A 17,401-nucleotide genomic window follows, 5' to 3' on the forward strand; every position below is an offset into this window, starting at 1 on the left:
AAGGCAGTCACATCTAATAATTCGATTTGTTTGAGCATTTATTTGCGCTTTTTAATCAAATTCATCCGAGTAGTATCAGCTTCAACCCCACACAACATCCTCAACACCTCGGAGTCACCACCATGAAAACCCAACTGATCCTCGCCCTGACCCTCTCCGTCCTGGCCGCCAACACCTTCGCCGCCGACGGTTATGACCGCACGATTGCCGCTGATGGTTTTGATCGCACCGGGTCCGCTACCCTCGCTGCTGATGGCTTCGATCGCACCGGGTCCGCCACTCTCGCCGCTGATGGCTTCGATCGCACCGGTTCCGCTACCCTCGCTGCTGATGGCTTCGATCGCACCGGTTCGGCCAACCTCAGCTAAGTGCTGAATCTCTGCTCACAGCCCGGCCTCGGCCGGGCTTAGTTGTTTTTAGCCCGCGATAAAACTGACCCGAACCTTCAGCCCCGCCTGTGCACCGTCGTGCAGGGTAATGTGGGCCAGGTGCGCGCGGCAGATTTCCCCGACAATCGCCAACCCCAAGCCAGACCCTGCGACTTGCTGGTTGCGGCGGTAGAAACGTTCGAACACCCGGTCACGCTCCTCCAGCGGAATCCCCGGCCCGTCATCTTCAACCTCCAGCACTGCCGGCGCGCTGACGCGCAAGATCACGTTGCCACCTGCTGGCGTGTGGGCCAGGGCGTTGTCCACCAGGTTGCTCAGCAACTCGTTGAGCAGTGTCGGCTCACCGCGCAACCACACCGGTTCGTCAGCTTCCAGCGCCAGGGCAACCCCCCGGGCATGGGCCAGAGGTGCCATGGCCATGCCGAGTTCGCGTGCCAGTTGGCTCAGGTCGAGCAACTGCGCCCCGCCCTCGGCAATCGCCCGTGCGCCATTCTCGACACGGGCCAGCGACAGCAGTTGATTGGCCAGGTGCGTCAGGCGATCGGTGCCTTGGGCGGCGCTTTCCAGGGTGCTGCGCCAGGTCTGCGGCTCAGTGGCGCGCAAGCCCAGTTCAAGGCGCGCCTTGAGCGCCGCCAGTGGAGTGCGCAACTCATGGGCCGCGTCGGCAATGAATTGCGCCTGGCGCTCGAACTGGCCGCGCAGGCGCTCAGTGAAATGGTTGAGGGCCCGCACCAAAGGCCACAATTCACGCTGTACCTGGACCAACGGCAGCGGCCGCAAGTCATCCGGTTGGCGCTCTTCCACCGCGGTGCGCAAGCGCTCCAGCGGACGCAACGCGGCACTCACGGCAAACCACACCAGGAGCAAGGCGCCTCCGGCGAGCATGCCCAGGCGCAGCAAGGTATCGGCCATCAGGCTGCGGGCCATGCTGACCCGCGCCTCGTCGGTTTCCGCCACGCGAATTTCCGCCATGCCGTTCATGTTCGGTTCGCTCACTGCCTTGAGCAGGCTGACCACCCGCACGTTCTGGCCCAGGTAAGTGGCGTTGTAGAAGCGTGCCAGCGCCGGATAGTCGTCGGTGCGCGGGGTGCCGGGCGGCGGGCCCGGGAGGTTTTCGTAACCGGAAATCAGCTTCTGGTGGATGTCGTTGACCTGGTAATAGATGCGCCCGGCACTGTCGTAGGCGAAGGTGTCCAGCGCCACGTACGGCACATCGGCACTGAGGCTGCCGTCACGCTGGGACAGGCCGGCGGCGATGGTCCGCGCCGAAGCCAGCAAGGTCCGGTCATAGGCGGTGTCGGCCGCTTCCCGGCCATTCCAGTAGGCGCTCAGGCCGCTGGCGATCATCAGCACCACCAGCAACAGCGCGAGGTTGCCCAGCAACCCCCAACGCAGACTCCTGGGCTTATGCATCACGGCTTTCCAACAGGTAGCCCAACCCCCTGAACGTGACGATGGCCACTGAGTGCCCGTCGAGTTTCTTGCGCAGGCGGTGCACGTAGATTTCGATGGCGTCGGGGCTGGCCTCCTCGTCGAGACCGAACACCTGGGAGGCCAGTTGCTCCTTGCTCATCACCCGGCCAGGACGGGCAATCAGCGCCTCGAGCACGGCCTGCTCGCGGGAGGTCAGGGTCAGCAGTTCGTCACCGAGGCTGAAGCGCCGGGTGTCGAGGTCATACACCAGCCCCCCGCAACGCTGCTGGCGTTCGCCACCCAACACGCTGCGGCGCAGCAGAGCCTTGACCCGCGCTTCAAGCTCGGTCAATTCGAAAGGCTTGGCCAGGTAGTCGTCGGCACCGAGGTTGAGCCCATGGACCCGATCCTTGACGTCGCTGCGGGCGGTCAGCATCAGCACCGGGAGGTTTTTGCCACGGCTGCGCAAGCGCGCCAGTACTTCAAAACCGTCCATGCGCGGCAGGCCCACATCGAGGATCGCCACCGCGTAGTCCTCGCTGCTCAAGGCCAGGTCAGCCGCCACCCCATCGTGCAGCACATCCACGGTCAGCCCTGTGCTCTTGAGCGCCTGGGCGACACTTTCGGCCAGCTGCAGATGGTCTTCGACGAGAAGCACGCGCATGGATCTTTACCTCAGGTGGGGATGGTCGACGCCATTCTTCGGCGCGGAGTTTACAGCCGCATCCGCCGCTGTGAAGCCCGTAACCGGTGAAAGTATTCTGAAAGGTTAGCGAAAGGTTGGCCCGCTAGAGTCCAGCCACGGACAGTTTCGACTGCCGTGTCCTTGAGAGTAGTGAACGAAAAACGCCCCGATGCGTTTTCGCCCCAATAAGAACAATAAATGGAGTGCTTCACGATGCTGTCTACGCAGCCCCAGGCTTACCTGCCTGTTCGTTTTTCCCGCCTTGGTACCACCGCCCTTGCCAGCGCCGCCGCCCTAGCCGGCTTCACGCCTGCCAGTCATGCCGCCTTCTTCGAAGACAGCAGCGCGACCCTGGAAACCCGCAACATGTACTTCAACCGCGACTTTCGCAGTGGCACCAGCGCCCAGCAATCCAAGCGTGACGAGTGGGCCCAGGGCTTCATGCTCAACCTCGAGTCGGGCTACACCGACGGCACCGTAGGGTTCGGGGTCGACGCGCTGGGGATGCTCGGGATCAAGCTCGACTCCAGCCCCGACCGTACCGGTACTGGCCTGTTGCCAACCCATGACGACGGGCGCGCGGCCGACGAATATTCCAAGCTAGGCCTCACCGGCAAGGTGAAGATTTCCGCCACCGAGCTGAAGATCGGCAGCCTGATTCCCGAGTTGCCGATCCTCAAGGCCAACGACGGACGCATCCTGCCCCAGACCTTCGAAGGCGGCCTGCTGACTTCCAAGGAGATCAAGAACCTGACCTTCACCGGCGGGCGCCTGGACAAAGCCAAGGACCGCGACAGCACCAACTTCGAAGACGTCGCCCTGAACAACAAGAACAGCCGTTTCGCCGGCACCGTCGCTGGCAGCCATTTCGATTTCGGCGGCCTGGACTACAAGTTCACCGACAAGATCACCGGCAGCTACCACTTCGCTCAATTGGGTGAGGTCTACAACCAGCACTTCCTCGGTTTGCTGGCATCACAGCCGGCAGGTCCGGGGACGTTCGCCGCCGACCTGCGCCTGGCGGTCAGCGACGATTCCGGTCAGGCCCGCGGCGGCAAGATCGACAACAACTCCCTCAACGGCCTGTTGAGCTACGCCTTGAGCGGGCATAAATTCAGCGCCGGTTACCAGCACATGTCGGGCGACAGCGCCTTCCCCTATGTCGACGGCTCCGATCCCTACCTGGTCAACTTCGTGCAGATCAACGACTTCGCCGGCGCCGAAGAACGTTCCTGGCAGGCCCGTTACGACTACGACTTCGCCAAGTTGGGCGTGCCCGGCCTGAGCTTCATGAGCCGTTACCTGAGCGGTGACAACATCAAGCTCAACAATGGCGAGACCGGCAAGGAATGGGAACGCAACACCGAGATCAAGTACGTGGTGCAAAGCGGCGCCCTCAAGGACGTCGCCCTGCGCCTGCGCAATGCCACCTATCGTTCGAACTATTCGGCCCGCGACGCTGATGAAGTGCGGGTGCTGGTGAGCTACAGCGTTGCCCTCTGGTAATGGACTCAAGCCGCAACCGTGCCACTCCAATAACAACTCCTGTGGAGACGACCGATGAATTTTTCGCTGCGTAACCTTGCTCTCGCCGCCAGTTGCCTGCTGGTCACCGCCCCCCTGCTCGCCGCCGACAGCACTGAGCCCAAGCGTCCGGAATGCATTGCCCCGGCGTCGCCCGGCGGTGGTTTCGACCTGACCTGCAAGCTGGTGCAGAGCGCGCTGGTCAACGAAAAACTGCTGTCCAAGCCGATGCGCGTGACCTACATGCCCGGCGGTGTCGGCGCCGTGGCGTACAACGCGGTGGTCGCCCAACGCCCCGCCGATGCCGGGACCCTGGTGGCCTGGTCCAGCGGTTCGCTGTTGAACCTGGCCCAGGGCAAGTTCGGCCGTTTTGATGAAAACGCCGTGCGTTGGTTGGCGGCAGTCGGCACCAGCTATGGCGCCATCGCCGTGAAAAACGATTCGCCCTACAAGAACCTCGACGACCTGGTGCAGGCGCTGAAGAAAGACCCGAGCAAAGTGGTAATAGGTTCCGGCGGCACGGTGGGCAGCCAGGATTGGATGCAAACCGCCCTGATCGCCAAGGCTGCCGGGATCAACCCTCGTGACCTGCGGTACGTGGCACTCGAAGGCGGTGGCGAAATTGCCACTGCCCTGCTCGGTGGTCACATCCAGGTCGGCAGTACCGACATCTCCGACTCCATGCCGCACATCCAGAGCGGTGACATGCGCCTGCTCGCCGTGTTCGCCAACGAGCGCCTGGACGAGCCGGAAATGAAGGATATCCCTACCGCCAAGGAGCAAGGCTACGACATCGTCTGGCCGGTGGTACGCGGCTTCTACCTTGGGCCAAAGGTCAGCGATGCCGAATACGCCTGGTGGAAAAACGCCTTCGACAAACTGCTGGCTTCCGAAGAGTTCGCCAAGCTGCGTGACCAGCGTGAACTGTTCCCGTTCGCCATGACCGGGGTCGAGCTGGACACCTACGTGAAGAAACAGGTCGCGGACTACAAGCTGCTGGCCAAAGAGTTCGGCCTGATCCAGTAATCGCCTCGTTCTCACGGCCACCGCCCTGGCACCAATCGGGGCGTGGCCCAGGAGTTTGTCATGCTGTTACAACGCATTTTTGCTTCGGTGCTGTTGCTGGCCTGCCTGTGCCTGATCCTTATGGCCTGGCCTTACCAGGCAGCCTTTTCCTACGAACCGATCGGACCACGCGCCTTCCCCCTGCTGATGCTGGGACTGATGGCGCTGGGCCTGATCTACATGGTGTACCGGCCCTCACCGATCAAGCACAGCGAAGAAGACCCGCCACTGGACCGCGAGACCCTGAGCAAGATCGGCCGCTGCGTGCTGTTGCTGCTGGTGTTCGCCGGGCTCTTCGAGCCCCTGGGGTTCATCCTCAGCAGCATCCTGGTGGGTATCCCGATGGCGCGCCTGTATGGCGGACGCTGGCTGCCCGGCACGCTGATCATCTGCCTGCTGAGCGTGGGTCTGTACCTGTTGTTCGACAAAGTCATGGACGTGCCGCTGCCCCTGGGCCTGCTCGACGTCCTGGAGAACTGATATGGATACTCTTGGTTATTTGAGCCATGGTTTTGGGGTTGCCCTGACGCCCTACAACCTGGTCACGGCGTTGAGCGGAACCTTGATCGGGACCGTCGTCGGCCTGCTGCCGGGGCTGGGTCCGATCAACGGCGTGGCCCTGTTGATTCCCATCGCCTTCGCCCTGGGCCTGCCACCGGAGTCGGCGCTGATTCTGTTGGCGGCGGTATACCTGGGATGCGAGTACGGCGGGCGGATCAGCTCGATCCTGCTGAACATTCCCGGCGAAGCCTCAACCGTCATGACCACCCTCGACGGCTACCCGATGGCCCGCCAGGGCATGGCCGGGGTGGCCTTGTCGTTGTCGGCCTGGAGCTCGTTCATCGGCGCGTTCATTGCGACCTGCGGCATGGTGGTGTTTGCGCCGATACTGGCCAAGTGGGCAATCGCCTTCGGCCCAGCGGAATATTTCGTACTGATGGTATTCGCGATTGTCTGCCTGGGCGGCATGGCCGGCGACCGGCCGCTGAAAACCTTTATCGCGGCCCTGATCGGCCTGTTCCTGTCCACGGTCGGCATCGACGCCAACAGCGGCGTGTACCGCTTCACCGGGGACAACATCCACCTCACCGACGGCATTCAATTCGTGGTGCTGGTGCTGGGCCTGTTCTCCATCAGCGAGATCCTGCTGTTGCTGGAGAAAACCCACCGGGGCCAGGAAGCGTTCAAGGCCACCGGGCGCATGATGTTCAACTTCAAGGAAGCCGCCTCGGTGTTCTGGGTGAACATCCGCTGTGGCGTACTGGGTTTCATCATGGGGGTATTGCCGGGTGCCGGTGCAACCCTCGCCAGCGCCGTGGCCTACATGACCGAGAAAAAGATCGCCGGTCCTGGCGGCAAGTTCGGCCAGGGCGACAAGCGCGGCCTGGCGGCACCGGAAACCGCGATTGGCGCCGAAGCCTGTGGCGCCCTGGTACCGATGCTGACCCTCGGGGTCCCGGGCTCGGGCACTACGGCGGTGATGATCGGCGCCCTGTCGCTGTACAACATCACCCCAGGCCCGCTGTTGTTCCAGCAGCAGCCTGACATCGTCTGGGGCCTGATTGCCTCGCTGTTCATCGCCAACGTCATGCTGGTGATCCTCAACATCCCGATGATCCGTATCTTCACCCGCATCCTCGCCGTGCCGAACTGGGCGCTGGTGCCCATGATCGCGATCATTACCGCGATCGGTGTCTACGCGGTGCACGCCACCACCTTCGACCTGTTCCTGATGATCGGCATCGGCATCTTCGGCTATATCCTGCGCAAGTTGGACTTCCCGTTGTCGCCCGTCCTGCTGGGTTTCATCCTCGGCGGCCTGATGGAGCAGAACCTGCGTCGTGCGCTGTCGATTTCCAACGGTTCGCTGGAGATCCTCTGGTCGAGCGGGATCACCAACACCGTGTGGGCGCTGATCGTGCTGATGCTGCTGGTGCCAATCCTGCGCATCTGGCGCAAGCGCGCCGTGGCCCGTCGCGCAATTGCCGATGTCTGATCGCCGGTCCTGGAAAACCTGGTGGGGAACACCGCTGGTCGGTCTGCTGGGCGGTTACCTCGCCAGTCAGATCGGCTGGCCGCTGCCGTGGATGGTCGGCTCGTTGCTGGCGATCATCCTGGTACGCTGCCTGACCCCTTGGCAATTGGCCGAGATCCCGGGCGGACGCAAGTGCGGCCAGTGGATCGTCGGCATCGGCATTGGCCTGCACTTCACTCCCGTGGTGATGGAGCAGGTCATGAGTCATTTCGGGCTGATCTTCTTCGGCGCGCTGGTGACCAGTCTTTCGGCCGTGGTCGGGGTCTGGCTGCTGCGGCGCACCGGCGAGGATCGCGCCACCGCATTTTTCTCCAGCATGCCGGGCGGCTCCGGTGAAATGGTCAACCTCGGCGCTCGCAACGGCGCCGTACTGAGCCGAGTGGCGGCCGGGCAAAGCCTGCGGGTGCTGGTGGTGGTGCTGTGTGTGCCAGCCGCCTTCAAGTACCTGCTGGGCGAAGGCGTGCCGGCCTTGCATCCGACCAGCGTCGACTGGCGTTGGCTGGCCCTGCTGTTCCCGGCGGGCGCGCTGTGTGCCTGGCTCTGGCAGCGCTTGTGCCAACCCAATCCGTGGCTGTTCGGTCCCTTGCTGGTGAGTGCCGCCGTGAGTATCAGCCTGGACCTGCACATCGGCCTGCCCGATGGCGGCAGCCAGGTCGGTCAATGGCTGATCGGCAGTGGCCTGGGCTGTCACTTCAACCGGCAGTTCTTCCGCCGCGCGCCCTCCTTCATGGGCCGCACCCTGATCGGCACGGCACTGACCATGCTGATCGCCACCCTGGCCGCGTTGTGCCTGAGCGCCCTGACCCAGTTGGACCTGCGCTCATTGACCCTGGGCATGATGCCCGGCGGCATCGCTGAAATGAGCCTGACCGCCGAAACCCTGCAACTGTCGGTGCCACTGGTGACAGCGATGCAGGTGATGCGCTTGCTGTTCGTGCTGTTTCTGGCCGAACCGTTGTTCCGGCACTGGGACCGGCAACCGGATTCAGAGCAGTAGACCGTGTCGCGCCCGATCGGGCGCGCGGGGTTATGGCGTCAGACTGGCGGCAATCGCCATTCGATCGGCGTCTCGCCATTCTGCTCAAGGTACTTGTTGGTACGACTGAAGTGCCCACAGCCGAGGAAGCCGCGATAGGCAGACAGTGGCGAGGGGTGCACCGAGGTCAACACCAGGTGCTTGGTGGCGTCGATCAGTTTCTGTTTGCTCTGCGCATGGGCGCCCCACAACAGAAACACCAGGTGGGGCTGATGCTCGCTCACCACTTCGATTATCCGGTCAGTAAAGAACTGCCAGCCTTTGCCCGCATGGGCGTTGGCAGTGGCCCGCTCTACGGTCATGGTGGTGTTGATCATCAGCACGCCCTGGTCGGCCCAGCTTTGCAGGCAGCCGTGACTGGGGATGTCGATGTTCAGGTCGCGTTTCAATTCCTTATAGATGTTAACCAGCGACGGCGGCGCCGGCACGCCCGGCTGCACCGAGAAACACAGGCCATGGGCCTGGCCTGGCCCGTGGTAGGGGTCCTGGCCGAGGATCACCACCTTGACCTTGTCCAACGGCGTGGAGTTGAGCGCGTTGAAAATCATCGGGCCGGGTGGATAGATCTCCTTGCCTGCCGCACGTTCCTGTTGCAGGAAGTTGCGCAACTCTGCCATGTAGGGCTGGTCGAATTCGGCACGCAGTGCCTCCTTCCAGCTCGGTTCGAGTTTGATACGGTCGTCAGCAGTCATGGTTACATCCGGCAAAAACAATGGGGCGAACCCTAGGAAAGCCCGTCACGCTTGTCAATTGATCTGACGCAGATCCGGCACTTTCCTGCACAACGCTCATAATGAACCCTTGAATCCGCAATCGAGGTCACGATGAATCTGCACTTCGAAGAACTCACCGGCACAGATGGCGCACGTATCGGCATCGCCAGCCTGGATGCCGAAAGCACCCTCAATGCCCTGTCCCTGCCGATGATCCGCGCCCTGACCGAGCAATTGGACAGCTGGGCCAAAGAACCGCAGGTGGTCTGCGTCCTGCTGCGCGGCAACGGCACCAAGGCATTTTGCGCCGGCGGCGAAGTGCGCAGCCTGGCCCAGGCCTGTCGCACCCAACCCGGCGAAGTACCGCCGCTGGCCGCGCAATTTTTCGCTGCGGAATACCGCCTGGATTTCCGCCTGCACACCTACCCCAAGCCGCTGATCTGCTGGGGCCATGGTTATGTGCTCGGCGGTGGCATGGGCTTGTTGCAGGGCGCGAGCACCCGCATCGTCACCCCCAGCAGCCGCCTGGCCATGCCCGAGATCAGTATCGGCCTGTACCCGGATGTCGGCGCCAGTTGGTTCCTCTCGCGCCTGCCCGGCAAGCTGGGGCTGTTCCTTGGTTTGACCGGCGCCCAGATAAACGCCCGCGATGCCCTCGACCTGGATCTGGCTGACCGCTTCCTGCTCGATGAGCAGCAGGAGCAATTGATCGAAGGCCTGCTGCAACTCAATTGGCAGGAGCAGACCGCGATGCAACTCAACAGCCTGTTCAAAGCCCTGCAGCAAGAAGCCATCGAGCAAATGCCCGAGGCGCAATGGTTGCCGCGCCGCCAGCAGATCGACGAGCTGCTGGACGTCAGCGATGTGCGCTGTGCCTGGCGCGCCATCAGCCTATTGCGTGATCACCCTGACCTGCTGCTGGCCCGCGCTGCGAAAAACCTGCACGACGGCTGCCCGTTGACCGCCCATCTGGTCTGGGAGCAGATTCAGCGCGCCCGCCACCTGTCATTGGCCGCAGTGTTCCAGATGGAATACACCCTGAGCCTCAATTGCTGCCGCCATCCGGAGTTCAGCGAGGGCGTCAGGGCGCGCCTGATCGACAAAGACCACAAGCCTCGCTGGCACTGGCCGGACGTCAATACGATCCCCCAGGCGGTGGTCGATGCGCACTTTCACAAGGCCTGGGAAGGCCGGCACCCGCTGGCGGACCTGTCGGACTACTGAATCCCCGGGCATAAAAAAGCGGCGCTGGATGCGCCGCTTGCCGGTTGCCGGATCTAACGGTTGCGCCCGCCGCGCTCACCACGACCATTGTGCTCGCCATGCCGATCACCACGTCGATCGCCGCGCCGGTCAGCGTGATCGCGCCCGCCCCGCCCACCCTGTTCCCAGCGCTGGTTGCTCTGGCCGTAGTTATTGCCCCACCCCTGGTTGCGATGACCGTCCCAGCCATGGCTGGGGGTTGGGCGGTAGGCCCGGGACGGGGCCTGGTAATAACGGGGTGAAGGTTGGTAGTAACGCGGCGCCGCCTGGTAATAACGCGCCGAAGGGTAATACCGCGAGGGCTGCGAGTAGTAACTGCGTGGGTAGGAATAATAAGAACCGCCCCCGTAGTAGACCGGCGCCGGCGAAGAATAGATGTCTGAACGGTAGTAGCTGGAACCTCCGTCGTAATAAGGAACGCACGCGGCAAGACTCAAACTCATCGAAGTAATCAGAACAAGTCGGCGATACATGGCGGCCTCCTGGACCGCTAAAGAGCCACACCAGCGACGCGGGCGGGCATCAGCCAAATAATCTGCCTGACGTGATATCTGACAGCGAATTGGCAATCTGGTGCGCAGCGGCAACAGATTGATACATGTCATTCGTCGACTGGCTTGCCGCGTAACGGCGCAAATGCCCGCGTCATTTCCCCTAAGTCCCACTAGAATGCTCTGACTCAACATCGATCAACGGACTCGTCATGCCGCTTCGCTCTGCGCTGTTTTCGCAACGTTCGTTGGTCCTCACCTTGATCGCCCTGCTGGGTGCCGGCTTCCTGGCCACTTCCCTGCTCAGTTACTACGCCTCGCGCGCCTCGATTCGCGACAGCATCGTCAACACCGAACTGCCGCTGACCTCCGACACCGTCTACTCGGAGATCCAGAAAGACCTGGTCCGGCCAATCCTGATTTCCTCGATGATGTCGCGCGACACCTTCCTGCGCGACTGGGTGGTGGCCGGCGAGCGCGATCCCGGGCAAATGACCCGTTACCTCAACGAGGTCATGACCCACTACGGCGCCTACACCGCCTTCTTCGTGTCCAACAACAGCCTGACCTACTACCAGGCCAAGGGCGTGCTGAAAAAAGTCAGCCTTAGCGAACCGCGCGACACCTGGTACTTCCGCGTCCGCGACATGGCCCCGCCCTACGAGATCAACGTGGACGTGGACATGGCCAACCAGGACAGCCTGACCTTCTTCATCAACTACAAGGTCTACGACTACCAGGACAACTTCATTGGCGCGGCGGGCGTCGGCCTGACCGTCGATGCCGTGATCAAGCTGATCGACACCTACCAGCAGCGTTACCAGCGCAGCGTGTATTTCGTCGACACCGAGGGTCGCATCGTCCTCACCGGTGCCGACGGCGGCCCGCAAGGCGCGCGGGTCGGCACGGCGCTGAGCGAGCTGGACAGCATGCGCGATCTTCTGGCCACGCTGCCCAAACCCCACAGCGGCAGCTACGAATATATGACCCAAGGCCAGGGGCATTTCCTCAACGTACGGTTTATCCCGGAACTGAACTGGTACCTGTTCGTCGACAAACGTGAAGGCAGCGCCCTGCACGAGGTGCGCCAGTCGCTCTACCTGAACCTGCTGATCTGCCTGATCGTCACCCTGAGCGTGCTGGCCCTGCTCCATCGGGTGATCACGCGTTTCCAGGGCCGCATCGAAGCCCAGGCCACCCTCGACAGCCTCACCGGCCTGCCCAACCGCCGCGGCTTCGACCTGCTGGCAGCGCAAGCCATGCAGGAAGCCCAGCGCGAACCCAAGCCGCTGACCGCCTTGCTGCTGGACCTGGACCATTTCAAGCGCCTGAACGACAGCCATGGTCACCTCGCCGGCGACCTGGTGCTGGCCGGTTTCGCCCGTGACCTGGAAAGCTGCCTGCGCCAGTCCGACATCGTCTGTCGCTGGGGTGGCGAGGAGTTCATCGTCTTGCTCAAGGACACCGACGCCAGCACCGGCCTGAAGATCGCCGAGAAAATTCGCCAGATGATCGAGCGCAAGCACTACCCCTATGAAGGCAAATCCCTGCAAATTACCCTGAGCATCGGCTTGACCACCCTGCAGCCGGATGACACCTTGCACGACCTGCTGTCGCGCGCCGACCAGGCGATGTATCGAGCCAAACAACTTGGCCGCAACCGGACCTGTACCCAGATGCCTCACTCCAGCTATGCATAAACCCGACCTCTGCCCGGCCTGCGGCGCCAGCAACGCTTGCAGCCTGGCCGACCCGCGCACCGCCCAGCACAGTTGCTGGTGCTACACCGTGACCATCGACCCGGCGGTGCTGGCGGCCTTGCCCGCCGAACTGCGCGACCTGTCGTGCCTGTGCCCCGGCTGCGCCCAGGTCGAGGCACAACTGCAGGCAAGCGGCGTCTGTGTCGCGTAAGATGCGCGCCCCTTGCCGACCTGCCGACTCCCATGCGCGTTGACCGTTTCCTCAGCAACTTGCCGCGTTTCAACCGCCAACAGGTGCGCCTGGCGCTGGTCGAGCGGCGGATCAAGGTCGACGGGCAGATCGTCAGCGACCCGCACACCGAGGTGCGCGAGTTCAGCCGCGTCGAATGCGACGACGAGGTGCTGCAAGCCGGCAAGGCCGCGCGCTACTTCATGCTGCACAAACCCGCCGGTTGCATCAGTGCCACCCGTGACCCCGAGCACCCGACCGTCCTCGACCTGATCCATGAACCCGACAAGCTCGACCTGCACATCGCCGGCCGCCTGGATTTCAACACCACCGGCTTGATGCTGATCACCAACGACGGCAACTGGTCACGCCGCCTGACCCAACCACAGACCAAGCTGGCGAAGATCTACTACGTCGAAACCGAGCAATTGATTACGCCCCAGTATGCCGAAACCTTTGCCCGCGGCCTGTACTTCGCCTTCGAAGACCTCACCACCCAACCCGCCGACCTGCAGTTGCTGGCGCCCCGGGCTGCGCGCCTGGCCATCATCGAGGGCCGCTACCACCAGGTGAAACGGATGTTCGGCCACTTCGACAACAAGGTCATGCGTTTGCATCGCGAACAGATGGGCCCGTTGACACTGGACAGCCGCTTGAAGCCGGGCGAATACCGCCCACTGAGCGCTGCCGAGATCGCCTTGATCTGATTGCGCGACCGCCGGGCAGACATTGTCGAACAATTCGCCAACGGCACTTGCGCGATAGCCAGCACCCTGCTTGAATCAAACCGTCGGCCGAAATGTGACCGCCAAGTCATACCATACCTCTAAGAAACTTTTTGTCGGTTGAGCGCCTCCCGTCTCCACCTCTCCCGACAGACTGCCCGCCTATAACAACACCCGTCGACCAGACATTAACGGATCGACATGGGCCCTCACCTTCCAGGCGTATGCCTACCTGTCATAAAGCCCGTGCACACTCAGTTGCGCGCCTACACGCTTGCCAGGAGTCTTACGACATGAGGCCAGAAATCGCTGTGCTGGACATACAAGGTCAGTATCGGGTCTACACGGAGTTCTATCGCGCAGATGCCGCAGAGAAGACCATCATTTTGGTCAACGGCTCGATGGCCACCACGGCGTCGTTTGCACAGACCGTGAAAAACCTCCATCCACAGTTCAACGTGGTGCTCTACGACCAACCCTACGCGGGCCGGTCAAAAGCCCACAACCAGCATGAGAAAATGCTCACCAAGGAAGTCGAGGGGCAGATCCTCCTGGAGCTGATCGACCACTTCGCCGCCGAGCACGTGATGTCATTTTCGTGGGGTGGCGCCGCCACGATGATCGCGCTCGCGCATCGCCCGCGACGCATCGAAAAGGCCGTGATCAGCTCGTTCTCGCCAGTGATCAACGAACCAATGCGCGACTACCTGGAACGGGGTGTCGACTACCTCGGCAACCTCGATCGCGACCGCGTCGGGCACCTGGTCAACGACACCATCGGCAAGCACTTGCCGTCGTTGTTCAAGCGCTTCAACTACCGCCACGTCAGCACCCTGGCCGAACATGAATACGGGCAGATGCACTTTCACATCAGCCACGTCCTCAACAGCGACCGCCTGTGCTACCTCAAGGCCGCCAAGCAGATCGATGTGCCCGTACTGTTCATGAACGGTGAATGGGACGAGTACACCGCCGCCAGCGATGCCCGGTTGTTTGGCAACCACGTGCAACACAGCACCTTCAGCACCATCCAGGCCACCGGGCACTTTCTCGACATGGAGCACAAAGCCGCCTGCCGAGACAGCCGCCAGGTACTGCTGGGCTTCCTGAAACCGGCGCCCCACGAAGGCCGGACGCGTTCCCACGTAACCCAGGACCACCATGCACTGGCCATTTGAAACAGCGTCCTCGCGAGCAGCCTCGCCACCTTAGGTAATCCTCTACCTGTAGGAGCAGGCTTGCCCGCGACAGACCGCGCCTTGCGTGTAAAAAACTACGTAAATGCAGATCCAGCAAAGAAAAACTTCAAATCCGTCGCCACATCTGGTACAAAGTCAGCCGTTCCGAGCGGGTGTCGTATAATGGCATTACTCCAGCTTCCCAAGCTGATAACGAGGGTTCGATTCCCTTCACCCGCTCCACTAATTTCAGTCTTGCGCCAGGTAGCTTCCTGACGGGAGACGACAAAAAACCGGTCCACAGTGACCGGTTTTTTTATGCCTGCAATTCCGTAGGGCTCCGCACAAATGCCTCCTGCACCATCGCGCAATACTTTCGCCGGTAACGTGCCTCCCTGTTCCGGCGGGGGTTTCTACACTGATCCCAACCGCTCATCACCTGACCCATCCAAATTGGTGGTTATAGTGTTGATAAGATCATTTCGGTAGGTATAGTAACCACCTACACAGCACAGGGACGTGATGTGAACAGTCGATATTTGATCAGCCAAATCGTTGCAGACGGCTGGTACCTGGTGCGGGTCCGGGGCAGTCACCATCATTTCAAACATCCAACCAAACCTGGATTGGTGACGGTTCCGCACCCGAAGAAGGATCTGCTGACCAAGACGGCAGTGAGCATCCTGCAACAGGCCCTGTTGTCATGAGTTGGCGCACTAAAACCAGAGGACAATCAACATGCTTTATCCAATTGCCATTTCAGAAGGCGATGACCAGCACGCCTGGGGCGTGGAAGTGCCGGATATTCCGGGGTGCTTCTCGGCCGGTGATGACCTGGACGATGCCATCGCCATGGCGCGTGAAGCCATCGAGGGGCACTTCGAGATCCTGGCCGAGGACGGTTCGGCGATTCCGCCAGCCAACAGGGTGACCCACCATGCGCGCAACCCACAATATGCCGGCGTGACCTGGGCCTTGGTCGACATCGACGTCAGCAAATACCTGGGCAAGGCGCAAAAACTCAACATCACCCTGCCCGCCTATCTGCTGACTCGCATCGACGAATACGTGCTGCACCACCCGGAAGAAAAAAGCCGCTCCGGCTTTCTGGCCTCGGCGGCGTTGAAGGTGTTGCAGCAGGCTTGATCCCGTTAGCGCGTAGCGACGATGAACAGTCGCGGGAACGGCAATAGCACCGAGCCGTTGGCCAGTACCGGGAAGTAGGGTTCGATGGCTTCCAGGTACTGCGCCAGGTATTGGGCTTGCTCCACCTCGTTCAGTGGCTGCAGAAACGGCCGCAGGCCACTGCCCTTGAACCACTCGACCACCGCCGCCGGGCCGCCCGCCAGCGGGTGATGGTAGGTGGTGCGCCACACATCCACCCGTGCGCTGCAGGTACACAGCATCTGGTAATACGTATTGGCGTCGTCCAGTGTCGTGCGCTGCCCGGCGACCGGGGCCAACTTGTCTGCCCAAGGGCCATTGGCCGCGACTTCGCGCATCATCCGATGGGGCGGCTGTTCGAGGTTGTCCGGCATCTGGATCGCCAGGCTGCCGCCTACCGTGAGCTTGTCGACCAGCGCGGGCAACAGCGTGGCATGCTCGGGCAACCACTGCAGCACTGCGTTGGCGAAGATCACGTCGAACGGCCCGGGTTCGTTCCAGGCGCCAATATCGCTGGTGTCGAAACGTACGCCCGGCAGGCATTTGCGGGCGGCGTCGATCATGTCGGCGGAGCTGTCGATACCGCGTACCGCGGCACCTGCAAAACGCTGTACCAGCAACTCGGTGGAGTTGCCCGGGCCGCAGCCGATGTCGATCACCGAACGTGCATCAATCGCGGGGATCGCGGCCAATAAGTCACGCGCCGGGCGGGTGCGCTCATCTTCGAATGCCACATACTGTTGGGCAGACCAGCTCATCGCATACTCCTATAACCAATCAGGATGGGAGCGCCACGCTAGACTGTGCGTTTCGCTCGTGGGGCGCCAGTAAGCGACGAGCCTGGGGACTGCGTCAAGACGCGGTCACGGGTTGAAACATCTACCCCCTGCCCAGGTTGATCGAGGAGAAGTGTCGATGACTCAGAACATCTACGACGACCCTGGTTTTTTCCAGGGCTACAGCCAGTTGGGGCGCTCCATCGGCGGCCTCGACGCCGCGCCGGAATGGCCCGCGCTGCAAGCCTTGCTGCCGCCCATGGCAAACTTGCAGGTGGTAGACCTCGGCTGCGGCTACGGCTGGTTTTGCCGCTGGGCCAGCGAGCAAGGTGCGCAACAAGTACTGGGACTGGATGTCTCGCATAAGATGCTCGAACGCGCCAGGACAACGACCGATGCTGGCAACATCAGCTACCGCCACGCGGACCTCGAACACCTTGATCTTCCTGCCGACAGTTTCGACCTGGCCTACAGCTCCCTGGCCCTGCACTACATCAAGGACCTGCCCGGCCTGTTCACCCAACTGCACGCCGCGTTGCGGCCCGGCGGGCGTTTGGTATTTTCCATCGAGCACCCGATCTTCATGGCCCCGCGCAACCCCGGCTGGATCATCGACGCCCAAGGCCGCAAGAGCTGGCCGCTGGACAGTTATCAGCGCGAAGGCGAACGGGTGACCCACTGGCTGGCCGACGGCGTGATCAAACAGCACCGCACGCTGGGAACCTTGTTGAACCAATTGATCGCCGCCGGCTTGCGGATCACCCATGTCAATGAATGGGGACCCACTGCGAAACAGGTGGAAGCGCAACCGGCACTCGCCGAAGAACGGGAGCGACCGATGATGTTGCTGGTGGCAGTGGAACGCTGAGGCGTGTGTTCAGGATAAATCGTCGTCCTTGGCATCGCGAAAAAGCGCAACGCCACCCGGCTCTCTTGGGTGGCAGGCATTCCCTCAATGCCTGCACTGACCAACACAGGCGCTTTTTAACTGGCAGTTGAGCCCACGGCGCTGAGG

19 protein-coding genes and 1 tRNA gene are annotated in these 17,401 nt (G+C 62.1%); 15 read left to right on the forward strand and 5 right to left on the reverse strand.

All coding sequences use genetic code 11. The features are described from left to right. Window positions 1-122: 122 nt before the first annotated feature. Window positions 123-368 (forward strand): hypothetical protein, encoded by a 246-nt coding sequence (locus tag ACM6IP_RS19325; RefSeq protein ID WP_095167133.1) that lies wholly within the window; start codon window positions 123-125, stop codon window positions 366-368. A 48-nt stretch (window positions 369-416) separates the two neighbouring features. On the opposite strand, the gene ACM6IP_RS19330 is transcribed toward ACM6IP_RS19325, so the two are convergent. Together ACM6IP_RS19330 and ACM6IP_RS19335 are read right to left on the reverse strand one after the other, a co-directional pair. After that, window positions 417-1,802: a sensor histidine kinase gene (locus tag ACM6IP_RS19330; RefSeq protein ID WP_095167131.1), complete on the reverse strand. Its 1,386-nt coding sequence runs from the start codon at window positions 1,800-1,802 to the stop codon at window positions 417-419. Further along, a complete protein-coding gene (locus ACM6IP_RS19335; protein WP_095167129.1) occupies window positions 1,795-2,466 on the reverse strand; it encodes a response regulator in 672 nt (223 codons plus the stop codon). The genes ACM6IP_RS19330 and ACM6IP_RS19335 overlap by 8 nt, the downstream gene beginning before the upstream one ends. 234 nt (window positions 2,467-2,700) lie before the next feature. Here ACM6IP_RS19335 and ACM6IP_RS19340 point away from each other — a divergent pair, with 234 nt between their 5' ends. The 5 genes from ACM6IP_RS19340 to ACM6IP_RS19360 are packed head-to-tail and all read left to right on the forward strand — an operon-like array spanning window position 2,701 to window position 8,108. Then, window positions 2,701-3,993 (forward strand): OprD family porin, encoded by a 1,293-nt coding sequence (locus tag ACM6IP_RS19340; RefSeq protein ID WP_401127901.1) that lies wholly within the window; start codon window positions 2,701-2,703, stop codon window positions 3,991-3,993. 54 nt (window positions 3,994-4,047) lie between these two features. Beyond that, window positions 4,048-5,037 carry a Bug family tripartite tricarboxylate transporter substrate binding protein gene (locus ACM6IP_RS19345; protein ID WP_095167127.1) on the forward strand — a complete coding sequence of 330 codons (990 nt, stop codon included), beginning with the start codon at window positions 4,048-4,050 and terminating at the stop codon, window positions 5,035-5,037. Between the two features lie 60 nt (window positions 5,038-5,097). Further along, entirely contained in the window at window positions 5,098-5,556 is a 459-nt protein-coding gene (locus ACM6IP_RS19350; protein WP_095167125.1) for a tripartite tricarboxylate transporter TctB family protein, read from the forward strand. Between the two features lies 1 nt (window position 5,557). Next, window positions 5,558-7,072, forward strand: coding sequence for a tripartite tricarboxylate transporter permease (locus tag ACM6IP_RS19355; protein ID WP_095167123.1), 1,515 nt, complete (start codon window positions 5,558-5,560; stop codon window positions 7,070-7,072). Continuing rightward, window positions 7,065-8,108 (forward strand): AbrB family transcriptional regulator, encoded by a 1,044-nt coding sequence (locus tag ACM6IP_RS19360; protein WP_414862111.1) that lies wholly within the window; start codon window positions 7,065-7,067, stop codon window positions 8,106-8,108. The genes ACM6IP_RS19355 and ACM6IP_RS19360 overlap by 8 nt, the downstream gene beginning before the upstream one ends. A 38-nt stretch (window positions 8,109-8,146) precedes the next feature. Here ACM6IP_RS19360 and ung read toward each other — a convergent pair whose 3' ends face one another. After that, the gene (gene ung / locus ACM6IP_RS19365) at window positions 8,147-8,839 is read right to left on the reverse strand and encodes a uracil-DNA glycosylase (protein WP_401127904.1); all 693 of its coding nucleotides are present in this window, start codon (window positions 8,837-8,839) and stop codon (window positions 8,147-8,149) included. Window positions 8,840-8,971: 132 nt separating this feature from the next. Here ung and ACM6IP_RS19370 point away from each other — a divergent pair, with 132 nt between their 5' ends. Next, complete coding sequence (locus ACM6IP_RS19370) at window positions 8,972-10,084, forward strand: enoyl-CoA hydratase/isomerase family protein (RefSeq protein WP_095167117.1); 1,113 nt, start codon at window positions 8,972-8,974, stop codon at window positions 10,082-10,084. A gap of 53 nt (window positions 10,085-10,137) precedes the next feature. Here the strand turns inward: ACM6IP_RS19370 and ACM6IP_RS19375 are convergent, their stop codons facing one another. Further along, entirely contained in the window at window positions 10,138-10,596 is a 459-nt protein-coding gene (locus ACM6IP_RS19375) for a hypothetical protein (RefSeq protein ID WP_095167115.1), read from the reverse strand. A 230-nt stretch (window positions 10,597-10,826) separates the two neighbouring features. On the opposite strand from ACM6IP_RS19375, the gene ACM6IP_RS19380 reads away from it, so the two are divergent. The 7 genes from ACM6IP_RS19380 to ACM6IP_RS19410 all read left to right on the forward strand — a co-directional run bounded on the left by ACM6IP_RS19380 (window position 10,827) and on the right by ACM6IP_RS19410 (window position 15,592). Continuing rightward, window positions 10,827-12,314 carry a sensor domain-containing diguanylate cyclase gene (locus ACM6IP_RS19380; RefSeq protein ID WP_095167113.1) on the forward strand — a complete coding sequence of 496 codons (1,488 nt, stop codon included), beginning with the start codon at window positions 10,827-10,829 and terminating at the stop codon, window positions 12,312-12,314. Further along, the gene (locus ACM6IP_RS19385) at window positions 12,307-12,525 is read left to right on the forward strand and encodes a cysteine-rich CWC family protein (protein WP_414862112.1); all 219 of its coding nucleotides are present in this window, start codon (window positions 12,307-12,309) and stop codon (window positions 12,523-12,525) included. Before ACM6IP_RS19380 ends, ACM6IP_RS19385 begins: the two co-directional genes overlap by 8 nt. A gap of 32 nt (window positions 12,526-12,557) precedes the next feature. Continuing rightward, on the forward strand, window positions 12,558-13,250 hold the full coding sequence (locus tag ACM6IP_RS19390) for a pseudouridine synthase (protein ID WP_414862113.1): 693 nt from the start codon (window positions 12,558-12,560) through the stop codon (window positions 13,248-13,250). Between the two features lie 311 nt (window positions 13,251-13,561). After that, entirely contained in the window at window positions 13,562-14,446 is an 885-nt protein-coding gene (locus tag ACM6IP_RS19395) for an alpha/beta fold hydrolase (RefSeq protein ID WP_159994181.1), read from the forward strand. 169 nt (window positions 14,447-14,615) lie between these two features. After that, window positions 14,616-14,689 (forward strand) — tRNA-Gly (locus ACM6IP_RS19400). A gap of 281 nt (window positions 14,690-14,970) precedes the next feature. Beyond that, window positions 14,971-15,153, forward strand: coding sequence for a type II toxin-antitoxin system HicA family toxin (locus ACM6IP_RS19405; protein WP_093412936.1), 183 nt, complete (start codon window positions 14,971-14,973; stop codon window positions 15,151-15,153). 31 nt (window positions 15,154-15,184) lie between these two features. Next, window positions 15,185-15,592 (forward strand): type II toxin-antitoxin system HicB family antitoxin, encoded by a 408-nt coding sequence (locus ACM6IP_RS19410; RefSeq protein WP_159994179.1) that lies wholly within the window; start codon window positions 15,185-15,187, stop codon window positions 15,590-15,592. Between the two features lie 5 nt (window positions 15,593-15,597). On the opposite strand, the gene tam is transcribed toward ACM6IP_RS19410, so the two are convergent. Further along, a complete protein-coding gene (gene tam, locus ACM6IP_RS19415; protein WP_414862114.1) occupies window positions 15,598-16,368 on the reverse strand; it encodes a trans-aconitate 2-methyltransferase in 771 nt (256 codons plus the stop codon). Between the two features lie 157 nt (window positions 16,369-16,525). Here tam and ACM6IP_RS19420 point away from each other — a divergent pair, with 157 nt between their 5' ends. Beyond that, window positions 16,526-17,254, forward strand: coding sequence for a class I SAM-dependent methyltransferase (locus ACM6IP_RS19420; RefSeq protein ID WP_159994175.1), 729 nt, complete (start codon window positions 16,526-16,528; stop codon window positions 17,252-17,254). The last annotated feature ends 147 nt before the right edge of the window (window positions 17,255-17,401 follow it).

Origin of the sequence: Pseudomonas sp. IT-P176 (assembly GCF_949767245.1) — a bacterium.
GTDB lineage: Bacteria > Pseudomonadota > Gammaproteobacteria > Pseudomonadales > Pseudomonadaceae > Aquipseudomonas.

Coding starts and splice junctions, on each gene's coding strand:
- ACM6IP_RS19325 (WP_095167133.1), top strand. CDS start 123: ATGAAAACCCAACTGATCCTCGCCCTGACCCTCTCCGTCCTGGCCGCC.
- ACM6IP_RS19340 (WP_401127901.1), top strand. CDS start 2,701: ATGCTGTCTACGCAGCCCCAGGCTTACCTGCCTGTTCGTTTTTCCCGC.
- ung (WP_401127904.1), bottom strand. CDS start 8,839: ATGACTGCTGACGACCGTATCAAACTCGAACCGAGCTGGAAGGAGGCA.
- ACM6IP_RS19360 (WP_414862111.1), top strand. CDS start 7,065: ATGTCTGATCGCCGGTCCTGGAAAACCTGGTGGGGAACACCGCTGGTC.
- ACM6IP_RS19390 (WP_414862113.1), top strand. CDS start 12,558: ATGCGCGTTGACCGTTTCCTCAGCAACTTGCCGCGTTTCAACCGCCAA.
- ACM6IP_RS19370 (WP_095167117.1), top strand. CDS start 8,972: ATGAATCTGCACTTCGAAGAACTCACCGGCACAGATGGCGCACGTATC.
- ACM6IP_RS19410 (WP_159994179.1), top strand. CDS start 15,185: ATGCTTTATCCAATTGCCATTTCAGAAGGCGATGACCAGCACGCCTGG.
- ACM6IP_RS19350 (WP_095167125.1), top strand. CDS start 5,098: ATGCTGTTACAACGCATTTTTGCTTCGGTGCTGTTGCTGGCCTGCCTG.
- ACM6IP_RS19380 (WP_095167113.1), top strand. CDS start 10,827: ATGCCGCTTCGCTCTGCGCTGTTTTCGCAACGTTCGTTGGTCCTCACC.
- ACM6IP_RS19355 (WP_095167123.1), top strand. CDS start 5,558: ATGGATACTCTTGGTTATTTGAGCCATGGTTTTGGGGTTGCCCTGACG.
- ACM6IP_RS19345 (WP_095167127.1), top strand. CDS start 4,048: ATGAATTTTTCGCTGCGTAACCTTGCTCTCGCCGCCAGTTGCCTGCTG.
- ACM6IP_RS19375 (WP_095167115.1), bottom strand. CDS start 10,596: ATGTATCGCCGACTTGTTCTGATTACTTCGATGAGTTTGAGTCTTGCC.
- tam (WP_414862114.1), bottom strand. CDS start 16,368: ATGAGCTGGTCTGCCCAACAGTATGTGGCATTCGAAGATGAGCGCACC.
- ACM6IP_RS19335 (WP_095167129.1), bottom strand. CDS start 2,466: ATGCGCGTGCTTCTCGTCGAAGACCATCTGCAGCTGGCCGAAAGTGTC.
- ACM6IP_RS19395 (WP_159994181.1), top strand. CDS start 13,562: ATGAGGCCAGAAATCGCTGTGCTGGACATACAAGGTCAGTATCGGGTC.
- ACM6IP_RS19330 (WP_095167131.1), bottom strand. CDS start 1,802: ATGCATAAGCCCAGGAGTCTGCGTTGGGGGTTGCTGGGCAACCTCGCG.
- ACM6IP_RS19385 (WP_414862112.1), top strand. CDS start 12,307: ATGCATAAACCCGACCTCTGCCCGGCCTGCGGCGCCAGCAACGCTTGC.
- ACM6IP_RS19420 (WP_159994175.1), top strand. CDS start 16,526: ATGACTCAGAACATCTACGACGACCCTGGTTTTTTCCAGGGCTACAGC.